This window comes from Pseudomonas sp. Bc-h (assembly GCF_002080045.1).
Taxonomy (GTDB): Bacteria; Pseudomonadota; Gammaproteobacteria; order Pseudomonadales; family Pseudomonadaceae; genus Aquipseudomonas.
On record NZ_MUIN01000011.1, the window covers coordinates 173,674 to 187,636 of the forward strand.

Below are 13,963 nucleotides of genomic sequence, written 5' to 3' on the forward strand. Positions count from 1 at the left end.
CAGACAGGTTCTGCGCCTTGCCCTGACTCGCATTCGAGCACCGGCCCGCGTTTACTGGAACGTTTTTATTTTGCACGCCTCTTACTGCGTGTCGATTCAGGAAACACCATTACATGACTACTCATATCCAGACTCAGACTGCCATCCGTACACTCACCAACGCCTTCGCCCCTATGGACTGCCTGATCATGGCCGCCCGCAAAGGCTGCTTCAGCTTCACCATCGTCAACGAACACGGCATCGCCCGTCACAGCGAGCGCCTGTATCCCGATCAGTACTCCAGCCCTGAACCGCTGCAGGCGGTGATCGACCGTACACGCCAGGCACTGACCGCCTGATACCGTTCGTCGGTTAAAAAATCCGGGCACCCAAGCCTCACCCTCAAACGGTGGGGCTTTTTTGTACCTGTTTTCGTTATGAAAAAATAATCGGGCTAATCGCTGCGCGGTATATGAGACGCCATGCAGATCGGGAAAGATTTTAAAAACAGCCCTTTACATCGCAAATATGACACTACACTTCAAGTCAAGCGGTCTGAGCCGCTTCCGGGGGACCCGAACTCCATCACCGCTGCCAAGCGTCAGGGTCCGCCGGCTCATTTACTTCCCGAGGGTGTTATGGGAATCGCTGCCAGTGAACTGTGCCGTTATGTGATCCGCCCCACGCTGATCTATCTCGGCCGCCAACATCCTGGAGCCGAGTTCTTCCTGCTCGGCGTCGCCGCCAGCCAGTCGGCACTGGGCGCAGAGCTTGATAGCCAGCGTGGGCATGGTCTTTACGGGATTTCCGACTCGCTGCATTACCAATTGTGGGACGGCTACCTGGCCAAGGACCCTGATCTGGCGAGCCTGGTCAGAGGCCTCGCCAGCCAGCACGCATTTCTGACAGGCCCCGATCTCGAACTCACCGTCAACCTGCGTTACTCCACCGCCATTGCGTGGATGATGGTCGAAGCGAGCCGCACCTCCCTCCCCGCCGAAGATGACCTGATGGGCATGGCCCGAATGTGGCGCAGGATATTTCAGCCACAAGGTCGTCTTCAGGATTTCACCACCGCCTGGCAAACCTCCGTTCGCCCCCTGCTTCAGGCGGAACCGGCCATTTTGTGACTCGGCGGTTTCGCTGACGTTCGCAGCAATCTTCCCGGATTGTCCTACAAAAACTGCTCTATCTCGGGTGATCCAGCCTATAGCGCGTTATGAAAAATATTGGTAATTTCCGCGCGGTGATCAACAAGGAGTTCTAACAATGAAAAAAACAATGATCAAATCCAGCCTCAGTCTCGCCATTACTCTCGCCTCCACCCAGATTTTCGCATCCGGTTTTGCCCTCAACGAGCAAAGCATCAGCGGCATGGGCACCGGTTTCGCCGGTCGTTCCTCTTCCGTCGATGACGCCAGCATCGTTTATGGCAACCCGGCCGGCATGTCGCGCCTCAAACGCCAGCAAGTGACTGTGGGCGTCGCCGCGATCGATGCCAAGACTGACATCTCCGACACCAGCGGCCGTAGCGCTGGCACCAACAAAGGCGACATGGTGCCGTTCACTGCCGTACCGATGGGCTTCTACGTCAAGCCAATCGACGATCAGTGGGCCTTCGGCCTGGGTGTGTACGCACCGTTCGGTCTGATCACCGACTACGAAAGCAGCTTCCAGGGCCGTAATTTCGGCAGCAAGAGCCAGGTGAAGGTCATTACCTTCCAGCCAACTGTCAGCTACGCATTCAACGACAAGGTATCGATCGGTTTTGGTCCGACCATCAACCGTATCTCCGGCGTGCTTGAATCAAACCCGAACCTGAGCGGCGTAACCGCTCCGATCACCGGCCGCCCGGCAGGCGATGGCCGCGTGCAGGTCAAGGGTGATGACGTTGGCTACGGCTTCAATGCCGGTATCCTCGTTCAAGCCACCGACACCACCAGCGTCGGCCTGACTTATCACTCCAAAGTAACGTACAAGCTTGAAGGTCACACTGAAGTGACTCCAGGCGCCGGCGTTCCTCCAGCGTTGCTCAGCGCCGGACGTTACGATGCCAAGCTCAGCCTCGACACCCCGGAGTCCGTGGACTTCTCGGTCACGCAGAAGATGAACGATGCGTGGAAGCTCTATGCGGGCGCAACCTGGACTCGCTGGAGTCGCCTGGAAGACATCACAGTCAAGAACTCTGGCGTGAGCGGCGGTGCGCTGGCACCTCGCCTGTTCGGCAACATCACTGAAGAGCAGAACTGGCATGACACCTGGGCTTACGCAATCGGTACTTCGTACCAGTTGAACAAGCAATGGGTTCTGCGCACCGGTCTGACGTTCGATCAGTCGCCAACCAACAACGAGAACCGTTCGCCACGCATCCCGACCGGCGACCGCACGATCTTCAGCCTGGGCGCCGGTTACAGCCCGACTGACGACATCACCATCGATGTTGCGTACTCGTACCTGAAAGAAGAAGACGTCAAGGTTCACGACGTAAGCCCGCTGGGTCAGACGTACAACGCCAAGTATGAAAACAGCGCCAACGGTTTCGGCCTGGGCCTGACCTACCGCTTCTGATGCAGTCGGCGGAACCGGCAGATCACCGGTTCGCCAGACAGAAAACCCCGCAGCCAGCGATGAATGCGGGGTTTTTCGTTGTGGAGTCCATCAAGCGCATTCAAGGCTTGGACGCAATGGCCTTCTCGATCGCCGAAATCAGTTCCGGGTCATCCGGAGTGGTCTTGCTTGAGAAACTGGCGACCACATTGCCCTTGCGGTCCACCACATATTTATAGAAATTCCAGCGTGGCGCGTTGCTCTGTTCGGCCAGCACCTTGAACAGATTGATCGCGTCGGAGCCGCGCACCGGCTGCGGCTCGGTCATGGTGAAGGTCACGCCATAATTGACGTAGCAGACTTTGGCCGTTTCAGCCGCGTCGTTGGATTCCTGTTTAAAGTCATCGGAAGGAACGCCGAGCACCTCCAGCCCCTGTCCCTTGAACCGCTGATTCAAGGCTTCCAGACCTTTGAACTGGGGTGCGAAGCCACAGAAACTGGCCGTATTGACCACCAGCATGGGTTTGCCCGCGAACTGCTTGCACAGGTCGATATCCTGTTTGGCGCGCAGTTTTGGCAAATCACCCTGCAGCAACGGCGGGCAGTCGGCGGCCATGACGGCGCCGCTGATGTTAAACAGAAGGACGGGAAGGCAGATCCAGCGAATTCTCATGACGGCATCCATTCAAGACCAGGAGTCGGGTGTCGGGTGTCGGGTGTCGGGTGTCGGGACACCACGCTACTCCCTGCCGTGACGAATGCCTAGCGCACAGCGACGCTCAGCAGGACATGCCCAGCTGCAAAGCGCCAAGGCCGACGCGCTGCCAGCCCCACCACGCCAACAGCAGCAGCGCCGCTATCGCCAGCGCGCCACCGAGCCAGGGAACGAGCCTGCTCACAGCGCCACCGGCTGGATCTGCAGGCGCGCCACGGGGCGCTCACGCACCGGCCAGTTCAGGGCCGCTGCCATTAGGCTCAGGGCTATCGATACGTGCCAGATCAAGTCGTAATTCCCCGTGTGGTCGTACACGACACCGCCCAGCCATCCGCCGAGGAAGGCGCCCAGCTGGTGGAACAGGAAAACGATACCACCGAGCATCGACAAGTTGCGCACACCGAAAAGCGTGGCCACGGTGCCATTGGTCAGCGGCACGGTCGACAGCCACAGCAGGCCCATGGAAATCCCGAACAGATAAGCGGTGGTCTGCGTCAGCGGTGCCCAGAGGAACAGGACGATGACCACGGCGCGCAGCAGATACAGGCCCGTCAGCAAACGAGGCTTGGACATCCGCCCGCCCAGCCAGCCTGCTATATAAGTGCCGAACACGTTGAACAGCCCGATCAAGGCCAGCACCGTGGTTCCGACCGTGGCGGGCAGGTGTTGATCCACCAGATAGGCTGGCAGGTGCACGCCGATGAACACCACCTGGAACCCGCAGACGAAGAAACCAAAAGCCAGCAGCCAGAAGCCGGAATGGGTACAGGCCTCATGCAACGCTTCGCGCAGCGTCTGATCACCGGTAGCGACCGGAACCGGCTTGTCCTTGAGCATCGCCACCAACGGCAGAATGAACGCGACCAGCAGGCCCAGCGCGACCAGTGCCATCGACCAGCCCAACCAGCCGATCAGGCCCAGCGTGCCGGGGAGCATCGCGAATTGGCCGAACGAACCGGCCGCGCTGGCCAGCCCCATGCCCATGCTGCGCTTCTCGGGCGGCAACGCACGCCCTACCACACCGAGAATGATCGAGAAGGTGGTGCCTGACAGCCCCATGCCGATCAGCAGGCCGGCGCTCAATGACAGCGACGCGGGCGAGTCCGCCAAGCTCATCAGCGCCAGACCGGCGGCGTATAAAATGCCGCCGATGAACACCACTTTGGCTGCACCGAAGCGATCGGCCAGCGCGCCCGTGAACGGCTGGGCCAGACCCCAGACAAGGTTCTGCAAGGCGATGGCGAACGCAAAGACCTCCCGCCCCCAGCCAAACTGCGCGCTCATCGGCGGCAGGAACAGGCCAAAGCCATGCCGCGTGCCCAGCGACAAGGCCAGAATCAGGGCACTGCCCAGCAGAATCCAGCCACTGGTACGCCACACCGATATCATTGTTGTTCTCCAGAGTTCAAAAAGCGCGCGCAAAAATTAGGTGCATATGCCACCAAATCTGAAGCTGCGCAAGCTACGCCCGGCGTTCAAGGGTGTCAATCGACATGGCGGGGATGGACATGGGAAGTTCGCGAGCTCACCGACGATGGGATCAACAGCGGTAAATACCACGCGACCGCGTCGAATCAGATCAATGCCAGGGTCACAAGCACCAGCACTTCGAGCAATTCCAGCGTCGCCCCCGCCGTGTCGCCGGTACTCCCACCGAGGCGCTGGATCATCAACTTGCGCAACCAGTAGAACCCTGCTGTAGCAATCACTACCGACCATACCCCGCCCCAACCCGAAATCAGCACACAGGCAATGGCAGTCATCCCCAGCACCTGAATCCCCCGCTGGCGCGGCAGGTGATCGGCCAGCGCCTGTCCCAATCCGCCCGCCCGAACATAGGGGGTGTTGAGGAACAACCCCAACATCGCAGCGCGGCCAATGACCGGCGCGAGAAGCAGGCCGACACTGTGATGGGCATCGATCAGCGCCAGGATTGCGCTGAATTTCAGCAACAGCACAATCACCAGCGTGACCACGGCAATCGGTCCACTGCGTGGATCTTTCATGATCGTGAGGGTGCGTTCGCGGTCGCCGAATCCACCGAGCCAGGCATCGGCGCTGTCCGCCAGACCGTCCAGATGCAGACCGCCGCTGAGCAACACCCACGCCGCCAGCAACAATGCAGCGTGAAGCAATTGCGGCGTCCCCGAAAGCAGCAGATTCAAGCCCATCAGCACCGACCCGAACACCAGCCCCACCAGCGGATAGAACAGCAGCGAACGCCCCAACTCCTGCGGCTCGGGCATTCCCGGCAGGCGAATCGGCAAGCTGCTGAGAAACTGCACGGCAATCCAGAACGGCAGCATTCAAACCTCCGTCAGTGCACCATCGGCTGCGACGTTCAGGCTGAACAACCCGCCATGCCCCACCACCACCTGCAACAGCTGCTCGCGAGGCAAGCCACGCGCCTGGGCCAGCAACAAGCGCATCACGCCGCCGTGGCTGATCAGCAGAATGCGTTCGCCGTCGTGGGCGTTTTGAATACGCCGGACAGCGCCCAGCACACGCTCCGAAAACGCCAGCACGGGCTCGCCATTGGGCGGCGTGAACGTGTAGGGATTTTCCCAAAAGCGCCCCAGACCTTCGGCGTCGGTTTCCATCAGCTGCGCCGTGCCAATGCCTTCCCAGTCACCGAAGTGCAGCTCCTGGAGATCAACGTCCAGCTGCAAGGGCAGCGACAGACGTGCGGACAGTTCTTCTGCGAATCGCGCGCAACGTTGCAATGGCGAGGCGACGATGCGATCCCAGGGGCCGGCTTCGACGACGGCCGCACGCATCTGCTGCCAGCCAGCGTCAGTCAGGGCATCGTCGAGACTGCCGCGCAAGCCGCCGCCCAGCTCGGTTTCGCCATGACGCAGCAGGTCCAGATGCAACGTCATGCCGGGCGATCCGCGACTGCGGCTTCAGCGAAAGTCGCCATGCCGCTGTGCAGCTCACAGGCCAGACGCAGCAACGGCACCGCCAATGCCGCCCCACTGCCCTCGCCCAGACGCAGGCCGAGTTCCAGCAAAGGCTCGGCCTGCAGGGTTTCCAGCACATGGCGATGACCGGGCTCGGCGCCGCGATGGCCGAAGAACAGCCAAGGCCGGCACGACGGATTGATGCGCACGGCCACCAGCGCCGCCACCGTGCAGATGAAGCCATCCACCAGGGCGGCGATGCCTTCCTGCGCGCACGCCAGATATGCGCCCACCAAGGCAGCGACTTCAAAACCACCCAGCGCACGCAAGCTGCCCATCGCATCGCCGGACTGCGCAGCATGCAGTTGCAACGCCTGCTCGATCACCTGAGCCTTGTGATTGATGCCCTGGGCATCGAGACCGGTGCCAGGGCCGACCAGCAACGGGGCCGGGCAATCGAGCAGCGAACAGGCGACCGCACTGGCTGCGGTCGTGTTGCCGATGCCCATCTCACCGCCGATGAACAGCTCGGTGCCTGCCGCCTTGGCCCGCAAAACGCTGTCGCGACCGCCAGCCAACGCGCCTTCCAGTTGCTCTTGGGTCATCGCCGGGCCCTTGGCGAAGTTGGCTGTGCCTGCGCCCAGATTGAGATGGCGCACGCCCGGCAGATTCAAAGGCGAGACGGTGCCGAGGTCGACCACGTCCAGTTGCGCGGACAACTGCCTGGCCAACACGCTGATCGCCGCACCGCCCATGATGAAGTTGTGCAACATCTGCCCGGTGACTTCCTGCGGATAGGCAGATACCCCTTCGGCGACCACGCCATGATCGCCCGCGAAGATCGCGATCCAGACCTTGTCGACCTTGGGCTTGACCTGCCCCTGCAATCCGGCCAGTTGCACAGCCACTGCTTCCAGTTGGCCCAGAGACCCGGCAGGCTTGGTCAGTTGCTGTTGTCGGGCCAGCGCTTGCTCGCGGCTGTCATCGTCGACTTCCCGTGCAGCGGCGAGCCACCAGGCATTGCTCATAGTGCGGATCCTTTCAAGGTCATGGGCAGTCCGGCGACGGTGAATACCACGCGCTGGCATCGTTCGGCCAGTGCCTGATGCAGCCAGCCGGCTTCATCGACATAACGACGGGTCAGCTCACCGAGGGGCACCACGCCCAACCCGGTTTCGTTGCTGACGAATATGATTTCGCCCGGCAGTTCTGCCAGGCAGTCGAGTAACGCGTCGCGCTCCTGCGCCAGTCGCTGCGGATCTTCCAGCATCAGCAGATTGGTCAGCCACAGGGTCAGGCAGTCCACCAGCAGGCAGCGCCCAGGCCCCGCGCTTTGTTTCAATACTTTCGTCAGCTCCAGCGGCTCCTCGACCAGGCCCCAACTGTCAGGGCGGCGCTGGCGATGCAACGCCACGCGCTGATTCATTTCGCCATCGAGCGGTTGGCTGGTGGCAATGTAAATGACCTCAAGCCCGCTCTCGCTGGCCAGTTTTTCGGCCAATCGGCTTTTGCCGGAACGGGCACCGCCCAGAATCAATTGCAGCATCAGCCTTGCTCCAGACCGCAGAGTTCACGCAGCAGCTTGCCATCCAGGTGCCTCTCCACCAGGTCGGCCAGCCGTTCGATATCGCGTTCGCGCAGGGCGTGATAATCAACCTGCTGTACGTTCTGCAACCCGGCCCAGCGCAGCAAGGCGCTGCTCGACGCCGGGTGTTCGAACAGGCCGTGCAGATACGTCCCGAGTACTTGCCCGTCGGCGCTTTGCGCACCGTCGCAACGCCCGTCGTTGAGGTGCACGAGAGGCTGTTCCAGCGCAGGGCCGCTGGTAACGCCGGCATGAATCTCGTAGCCGCTGACCTCAGCATCTTCCAGGGCCAGACGACCGCGTACGTTGCGCAGTTGTTTTTCGTTCTCCAGCACCGTGCTCATCGCCAGCAGACCGAGCCCCGGACTTGATCCGGCGGCACCTTCCAGGCCATGCGGATCGTGAAGTTCGGCGCCCAACATTTGCAGACCGCCGCAGATGCCCAGCACCTTGCCGCCATAACGCAGATGGCGGCTGATCGCGACGTCCCAGCCGTGGCTACGCAGATAAGTCAGGTCGCTGCGCACGCTTTTGGAGCCCGGCAGGATGATCAGGTCAGCGGAGGGAATCGGCTGGCCCGGGCCGACGAATTGAAGATTGACCTGCGGGTGCAGGCGCAGCGGATCAAAATCGGTGTGGTTGCTGATGCGCGGCAACACTGGCACCACCACGTTGAGCACCTGCTCGGCCTTGTCGGTCTGACGCTGATCGAGACCGTCCTCGGCTTCCAGATGCAAGTCCATGACATACGGCAGCACGCCCACCACCGGTTTGCCGGTGCGCTGTTCCAGCCAGTCCAGGCCCGGTTGCAGCAAGGCTATGTCGCCGCGAAAGCGGTTGATGATGAAACCCTTCACCCGCGCCTGCTCGCTCGCAGACAACAACTCAAGCGTCCCCACCAGATGGGCGAAAACGCCGCCGCGGTTGATATCGGCCACCAGCAAAACCGGGCAATCCACGGCTTCTGCGAAACCCATGTTGGCGATGTCGCCCGCACGCAGATTGATCTCGGCCGGAGAGCCCGCGCCCTCGACCATCACCACCGGCCAGTTTTCACTCAGCCGCTGATGGGACGCCAGCACGGCCTTCATGGCGATGGCTTTGTAGTCGTGATAGGCCAGAGCGTTCATGGTGGTGACTGCACGACCGTGAATGATCACCTGCGCGCCGGTGTCGCTGTTGGGTTTGAGCAGCACCGGATTCATGTCGGTGTGCGGCTCCAGGTTGCACGCCTGCGCCTGTACCGCCTGTGCGCGACCAATCTCGCCGCCGTCCGCCGTCACTGCGCTGTTGAGTGCCATGTTCTGTGGTTTGAACGGCACGGTGCGCACGCCCTGACGGGTCAGCCAACGGCACAGCGCCGTTACCAAGGTGCTTTTACCGGCATCCGAAGTGGTGCCTTGCACCATCAGGGTCTTGCCGGTTTTCGGAGTGTTCATGCACGCCCCCGGGAAAATTCGCTCAATGCCTGTTCCAGTCGCTGCCAGTCGGCGGCCTCGCGAGGCAGGCCAAACCGTAGGCTGTCATGAGCGCCTTGATTGTCCACGGCCCCGCTGCTGAGGAAGATGCGCAGCAGAATCCCGCGTTGCGCACAGAACTCATGCAGCTCGGCGGCCAGCGGCGTAATCAGCCATTGAAACAACGCGCAGCCGCCCTGCGGGGCGAAACCGTGGCGGGTCAGCAGCTCCACCAACCGCTGGCTGGCGTGCTCGGTGCGCTTGCGCTGAACTCGATGCCCTTCCACGTCATCCAGACAGGCCTGACCGAGGATCCGCGTAGGACCACTGACCGACCAAGGGCCGATCTGTCTGGCGAGCACCTTGAGAAAACGCGACTCGGCGAGCACGAACCCCAGACGTACACCGGCCAGACCGAAGAATTTACCGAACGAGCGCAACACGATCAGTCCGGGACGTTGTGTCTCGGCAGCCAGACTCAGCTGTGGCGTGTTGTCCATGAATGCCTCGTCCACCACCAGCCAGCCGCCGCGCTGGGCGAGTCGCGCGTGCCATTCCAGCAAACGCTCCGGGGTCAGGCTCAGGCCGGTGGGATTGTTCGGGTTGACCACCACCAGCACGTCGAGGGCATCGATGAAACGCTCGACTTCGTGCTCCAGCACTTCGCGCACCACAAAACCGTTGCTGCGCCAAGCCTCGGCATGCTCGGCATAACAGGGCGAAAGCACGCCGACCTTGCCAGCCTGACGCAAACGGGGAAGCGCCTGAATCGCTGCCTGAGAACCGGCTACCGGCAGCAGATCGGGCGCGCCGTAATAAAGGCGCGCCGCGCTTTCCAGCCCGTCATCGGTTTCCGGCAGACGCGCCCATGCCGACTCAGGGATCGGCGGAATCGGCCATGACCAGGGCGAAATGCCGCTGGACAGGTCGAGCCAGTCCGCTTCGTCGATGCCGTATTTTGCAACCGCGCCGCGCAGTCGACCGCCGTGCTCAAGCATAGAATTCAGTCCCCAGGCACAGGATCAGCAGCCACAGCCAGACGCCGCGCTGCACCAGTTGCCATCCACGATCGATGGAGTTGGCGTCGGCCGGAACACCTTCGCCCAATTGCGGACGTTGATGCAGCTCGCCGTGATAGATCGCCGCGCCACCCAGCTCAACCCCCAGGGCACCCGCGCCAGCGGCCATGACCGGGCCTGCGTTCGGGCTGTCCCATTTGGGCGCCTGCGTTCGCCAGCAGCGAAGGGCAAGTCGGGTCTTGCCCAACACCGCGTAGGTCAACGCCACCAGCCGCGCAGGAATGTAGTTAAGCAGGTCGTCGATTTTCGCCGCAGCCCAACCGAAACGCTCGAAACGTTCGTTGCGGTAGCCCCACATGGCGTCCAGCGTGTTGCTCAAGCGATAAAGCACCACGCCCGGCGCGCCGAGTACCGCAAACCAGAAAATCGCCGCAAACACCGCGTCGCTGCCGTTTTCCAGCACCGACTCGGTGGCAGCGCGGGCGACTTCGGTCGCATCCAGCTCGGATGTCTGACGGCTGACCAGATAGCCCACCCGACGGCGCGCCTCTTCCAGATCGGCGCTGCGCAACGCCTGAGCCACCGGCTCGACGTGTTCACCAAGGCTGCGCAGGCCCAGCGCGCAATATAACGCCGCGACCTCCACCAGCCAGCCAATGTAAGGCAGCCAACTGAGAAAGGTGATCAGCAGGGTCAGCGGCACGACCGCGATGAACCACGCCGTAACGCCATGGCTGCGCCAGCCGCGTCCGGCCGAGTTGAAACGTTGCTCGATACGCTCGGCATATCGCCCGAATGCCACCAGCGGATGGTTCCGTTTTGGCTCGCCGAGCAGCGCATCCAGCGCGACGCCGGCGACGCTCAATAACGCCACGCTCATGCACTCACTCCCCATTTGTTCTCGTAGACCAGCTCCTGCAGCGGACGCGCCTGCGCCCAGCCTTCAAGAACCAGCATCGGCGCCGGATAGAATTCCTTGACGGGTCCCAGGCACAGAATCGCCAAGGGTTTTGAACCGGTTGGCATCTCCAGCAGTCGGGCCAGTGACAATGGGTCGAACAGCGACACCCAGCCCATCCCCAATCCCTCGGCACGGGCCGCCAGCCACAGGTTCTGAATGGCGCAGGACAGCGACGCCATGTCCATTTCCGGCAGAGTCCTGCGACCGAAGATGTGTTTTTCGCGATCATCCATCAACGCCGCGACCAGCACCTCGGCACAATCGTTGATGCCTTCGACCTTGAGTCTCATGAAATCGTCAGAGCGTTCGCCCAACGCTTCGGCGGTGCGAATACGCTCTTCTTCCACCTGTGCCTGAATCTGTTCGCGCAAGTGACGGTCGCTGATGCGAATGAAGCGCCACGGCTGCATCAGGCCGACGCTTGGTGCGTGATGAGCCGCTTCCAGCAGACGCGCCAGCAACTGCGGCGCAACCGTGCCGCCGCTGAAGTGACGCATGTCCCGACGCTCGGCAATGGCCCGGTAAACGGCAGCGCGCTCGTCGTCGCTGAAGGCCTGGTCAGTCATGGCAACAACAGCGCCGCCATCGCCTGGGGGTTGGATGGGAAATAGAAATGCACGTAGGAGGCCGTCATTCTGCCCTCACGGTACACCGCTTCGGCACCTCGGCCGCCATTAGGGCTGACGCCACGGGTAATCGGGGTCAGTTCGGTGCTGGTCAGGGAATGATGGTAAGTGTGACCACGCAACGTCCCTTCGGGCAGTTCAACCGTTTGCAGGGCCAGAGCCGCGAGGCGCTTTTGCATCACCGCTTCACCGTCGAGCAACCCCACCAGTTCGGCGCGCTGGCCGTCGACATCAGTCAGGGCATTGAGCAGATACAGCATGCCCCCACACTCGGCCAGCAATGGCTTGCCAGCGCCATGGTGCGCGCGGATCGCTTCCAGCATCGATACGTTCTGCCCCAGGGCCACGTGATGCAGTTCCGGGTAGCCCCCAGGGAGATACAGGCTGTCTGCGTCAGGAATCCGGTGGTCGCGGATGGGCGAGAAAAACAGCAGTTCAGCGCCCATCGCCCGCAGCAGATCGAGGCTCGCGCCGTAGGTGAAGGCAAAGGCCTCGTCATGAGCGACGGCAATGCGCACGCCCTCGAGCAAAGGCTCGGCGGCAAGGAAATCCGGTGCAGTGAAGGTCACGGCGGGCGGCAGCGTCGCATCGCAAGTGCTGGCCAAGGCTTGAGCAGCCGCGTCCAGACGCACGTCTAGGTCATTCAGCTCACTGGCTTGCACGAGGCCCAGATGACGACTCGGCAGCTCGATTCCGGTCTCCCGCGACAACGCGCCATACCAGCGCAAGCCTTCGGTCAGGCTGCCTTCCAGCAATTGCGCGTGACGCACCGTGCCCACTCTGTTGGCCAGGACGCCAGCGAAGGGCAAGTCCGGCTGATAACGCGCCAACCCCAAGGCCAACGCACCGAAGGTCTGGGCCATGGCGGTGCCGTCGATCACGCCCAGCACTGGCACGCCGAAGTGTCGCGCCAGATCGGCGCTGGACGGGGTGCCGTCGAACAGCCCCATGACGCCTTCGATCAGAATCAGGTCAGCATCGGCAGCCGCTTCCCAGAGCAGACGCCGGCTTTCGTCTTCGCCGACCATCCACATGTCCAACTGGTACACCGGGTTGCCGCTGGCGCGCTCCAGAATCATCGGATCGAGAAAGTCAGGGCCACACTTGAACACGCGCACGTTTCGACCCTGATTGCGGTGCAAACGCGCAAGGGCGGCAGTCACCGTGGTCTTGCCCTGACCGGAAGCAGGCGCGGCGATCAGAACCGCCGGGCACTGCCGAGGCTGACGCTCACTCACAATTCAATGCCCTTCTGCGCCTTGATACCGGCCTGGAAGGCGTGCTTGACCACGCCAATCTCGGAAACGGTGTCAGACAAATCGATCAATTCCTGCCTGGCACCACGGCCAGTGATCACGACATGCTGCATGGGCGGGCGCGCCTGCAGATCGCTGAGCACCTGTTCCAGATCGAGGTAACCGTGCTTGAGGGCGATATTGAGTTCGTCGAGGACCACCAGGCCGATGGCCGGGTCCTTCAGCAATTTTTGGGTAACGACCCAGGCGGCTTCGGCGGCCGCAATATCGCGCTGGCGATCCTGAGTTTCCCAGGTGAAGCCCTCGCCCATGACGTGATAGCTGACTTGTTCAGGGAATCGGCGGAAGAACAGCTCTTCGCCCGTGGCGTTGCGGCCCTTGATGAACTGCACCACGCCACACTGCATGCCATGCCCCATGGCTCGCGCCAACATGCCGAAGGCGGAACTGCTCTTGCCTTTGCCGTTGCCGGTCAGTACCAGCAACAAGCCGCATTCATTGGGGGCGCTGGCAATGCGCTCGTCCATTACCGCCTTTTTGCGCAGCATGCGCGCCAGGTGGCGTTCGTCACGTTCGGGGGATTCGCTCATCTCAGCTCTCCGCTTGAGGGCAGGTGTGGCAAACGGAGGACGCAGGCAAAGACTGACAGCAGGCGCCGGAACCAAGGCCCCGAGCCTGCGCAGAGCATCGCCCTCCGTGATGCTGTTGAATGGATCAGGCCGGTCTCCGGACTCATGAGCGAATACTTCAGCCCCGCGCCTTCCCATGCTCAGTGAACACAGTGGCATCGTGCGGGACCTTGACTCATTTACCGTTGCGGAGGCAGCGCCGGGATAGACCGCAAAAGCGCTCGCACCGGCTTCCCTGTTTCACCCTGTGTGATGGGCACCTGAAACAATCGGCGAAGGTTAGTGGGTT

At 62.0% G+C, this 13,963-nt stretch carries 15 protein-coding genes and 1 riboswitch; of the genes, 3 read left to right on the top strand and 12 right to left on the bottom strand.

What is annotated here, in order from left to right:
• Positions 1–113 precede the first annotated feature (113 nt).
• From BWR59_RS21085 to BWR59_RS21095, 3 genes are all read left to right on the top strand, one after another.
• Positions 114–338, top strand: coding sequence for a hypothetical protein (locus tag BWR59_RS21085; protein WP_081567570.1), 225 nt, complete (start codon positions 114–116; stop codon positions 336–338).
• A gap of 279 nt (positions 339–617) precedes the next feature.
• The gene (locus BWR59_RS21090) at positions 618–1,109 is read left to right on the top strand and encodes a hypothetical protein (protein ID WP_081567571.1); all 492 of its coding nucleotides are present in this window, start codon (positions 618–620) and stop codon (positions 1,107–1,109) included.
• 139 nt (positions 1,110–1,248) lie between these two features.
• Complete coding sequence (locus tag BWR59_RS21095; protein WP_081567572.1) at positions 1,249–2,547, top strand: outer membrane protein transport protein; 1,299 nt, start codon at positions 1,249–1,251, stop codon at positions 2,545–2,547.
• Positions 2,548–2,647: 100 nt separating this feature from the next.
• On the opposite strand, the gene BWR59_RS21100 is transcribed toward BWR59_RS21095, so the two are convergent.
• The 12 genes from BWR59_RS21100 to cobO all read right to left on the bottom strand — a co-directional run bounded on the left by BWR59_RS21100 (position 2,648) and on the right by cobO (position 13,635).
• Positions 2,648–3,199 carry a redoxin domain-containing protein gene (locus BWR59_RS21100; RefSeq protein ID WP_081567573.1) on the bottom strand — a complete coding sequence of 184 codons (552 nt, stop codon included), beginning with the start codon at positions 3,197–3,199 and terminating at the stop codon, positions 2,648–2,650.
• 222 nt (positions 3,200–3,421) lie between these two features.
• The gene (locus BWR59_RS21105; RefSeq protein WP_168184523.1) at positions 3,422–4,621 is read right to left on the bottom strand and encodes an MFS transporter; all 1,200 of its coding nucleotides are present in this window, start codon (positions 4,619–4,621) and stop codon (positions 3,422–3,424) included.
• A gap of 194 nt (positions 4,622–4,815) precedes the next feature.
• The gene (locus tag BWR59_RS21110; RefSeq protein WP_081567575.1) at positions 4,816–5,547 is read right to left on the bottom strand and encodes an adenosylcobinamide-GDP ribazoletransferase; all 732 of its coding nucleotides are present in this window, start codon (positions 5,545–5,547) and stop codon (positions 4,816–4,818) included.
• Positions 5,548–6,120, bottom strand: a complete 573-nt coding sequence (gene cobC / locus BWR59_RS21115) for an alpha-ribazole phosphatase family protein (protein ID WP_081567576.1) — start codon at positions 6,118–6,120, stop codon at positions 5,548–5,550.
• A complete protein-coding gene (gene cobT, locus BWR59_RS21120; protein ID WP_081567577.1) occupies positions 6,117–7,169 on the bottom strand; it encodes a nicotinate-nucleotide--dimethylbenzimidazole phosphoribosyltransferase in 1,053 nt (350 codons plus the stop codon). The genes cobC and cobT overlap by 4 nt, the downstream gene beginning before the upstream one ends.
• Positions 7,166–7,687, bottom strand: coding sequence for a bifunctional adenosylcobinamide kinase/adenosylcobinamide-phosphate guanylyltransferase (gene cobU / locus BWR59_RS21125; protein ID WP_081567578.1), 522 nt, complete (start codon positions 7,685–7,687; stop codon positions 7,166–7,168). The genes cobT and cobU overlap by 4 nt, the downstream gene beginning before the upstream one ends.
• Positions 7,687–9,165, bottom strand: coding sequence for a cobyric acid synthase (locus tag BWR59_RS21130; RefSeq protein WP_081567579.1), 1,479 nt, complete (start codon positions 9,163–9,165; stop codon positions 7,687–7,689). Before BWR59_RS21130 ends, cobU begins: the two co-directional genes overlap by 1 nt.
• Entirely contained in the window at positions 9,162–10,181 is a 1,020-nt protein-coding gene (cobD, locus tag BWR59_RS21135) for a threonine-phosphate decarboxylase CobD (RefSeq protein WP_081567580.1), read from the bottom strand. The genes BWR59_RS21130 and cobD overlap by 4 nt, the downstream gene beginning before the upstream one ends.
• The gene (cbiB, locus tag BWR59_RS21140; protein ID WP_081567581.1) at positions 10,174–11,082 is read right to left on the bottom strand and encodes an adenosylcobinamide-phosphate synthase CbiB; all 909 of its coding nucleotides are present in this window, start codon (positions 11,080–11,082) and stop codon (positions 10,174–10,176) included. The genes cobD and cbiB overlap by 8 nt, the downstream gene beginning before the upstream one ends.
• Positions 11,079–11,729 (bottom strand): 5,6-dimethylbenzimidazole synthase, encoded by a 651-nt coding sequence (gene bluB, locus BWR59_RS21145; protein WP_081567582.1) that lies wholly within the window; start codon positions 11,727–11,729, stop codon positions 11,079–11,081. The genes cbiB and bluB overlap by 4 nt, the downstream gene beginning before the upstream one ends.
• Positions 11,726–13,027, bottom strand: a complete 1,302-nt coding sequence (locus BWR59_RS21150; protein WP_081567583.1) for a cobyrinate a,c-diamide synthase — start codon at positions 13,025–13,027, stop codon at positions 11,726–11,728. Before BWR59_RS21150 ends, bluB begins: the two co-directional genes overlap by 4 nt.
• Positions 13,024–13,635, bottom strand: coding sequence for a cob(I)yrinic acid a,c-diamide adenosyltransferase (gene cobO / locus BWR59_RS21155; RefSeq protein ID WP_081567584.1), 612 nt, complete (start codon positions 13,633–13,635; stop codon positions 13,024–13,026). Before cobO ends, BWR59_RS21150 begins: the two co-directional genes overlap by 4 nt.
• A gap of 109 nt (positions 13,636–13,744) precedes the next feature.
• Positions 13,745–13,953, bottom strand: a riboswitch (cobalamin riboswitch).
• Positions 13,954–13,963: the final 10 nt, after the last annotated feature.

Coding starts and splice junctions, on each gene's coding strand:
- cbiB (WP_081567581.1), bottom strand. CDS start 11,082: ATGAGCGTGGCGTTATTGAGCGTCGCCGGCGTCGCGCTGGATGCGCTG.
- cobU (WP_081567578.1), bottom strand. CDS start 7,687: ATGCTGCAATTGATTCTGGGCGGTGCCCGTTCCGGCAAAAGCCGATTG.
- cobC (WP_081567576.1), bottom strand. CDS start 6,120: ATGACGTTGCATCTGGACCTGCTGCGTCATGGCGAAACCGAGCTGGGC.
- BWR59_RS21085 (WP_081567570.1), top strand. CDS start 114: ATGACTACTCATATCCAGACTCAGACTGCCATCCGTACACTCACCAAC.
- cobD (WP_081567580.1), bottom strand. CDS start 10,181: ATGCTTGAGCACGGCGGTCGACTGCGCGGCGCGGTTGCAAAATACGGC.
- BWR59_RS21130 (WP_081567579.1), bottom strand. CDS start 9,165: ATGAACACTCCGAAAACCGGCAAGACCCTGATGGTGCAAGGCACCACT.
- bluB (WP_081567582.1), bottom strand. CDS start 11,729: ATGACTGACCAGGCCTTCAGCGACGACGAGCGCGCTGCCGTTTACCGG.
- cobT (WP_081567577.1), bottom strand. CDS start 7,169: ATGAGCAATGCCTGGTGGCTCGCCGCTGCACGGGAAGTCGACGATGAC.
- BWR59_RS21110 (WP_081567575.1), bottom strand. CDS start 5,547: ATGCTGCCGTTCTGGATTGCCGTGCAGTTTCTCAGCAGCTTGCCGATT.
- BWR59_RS21090 (WP_081567571.1), top strand. CDS start 618: ATGGGAATCGCTGCCAGTGAACTGTGCCGTTATGTGATCCGCCCCACG.
- BWR59_RS21095 (WP_081567572.1), top strand. CDS start 1,249: ATGAAAAAAACAATGATCAAATCCAGCCTCAGTCTCGCCATTACTCTC.
- BWR59_RS21100 (WP_081567573.1), bottom strand. CDS start 3,199: ATGAGAATTCGCTGGATCTGCCTTCCCGTCCTTCTGTTTAACATCAGC.
- cobO (WP_081567584.1), bottom strand. CDS start 13,635: ATGAGCGAATCCCCCGAACGTGACGAACGCCACCTGGCGCGCATGCTG.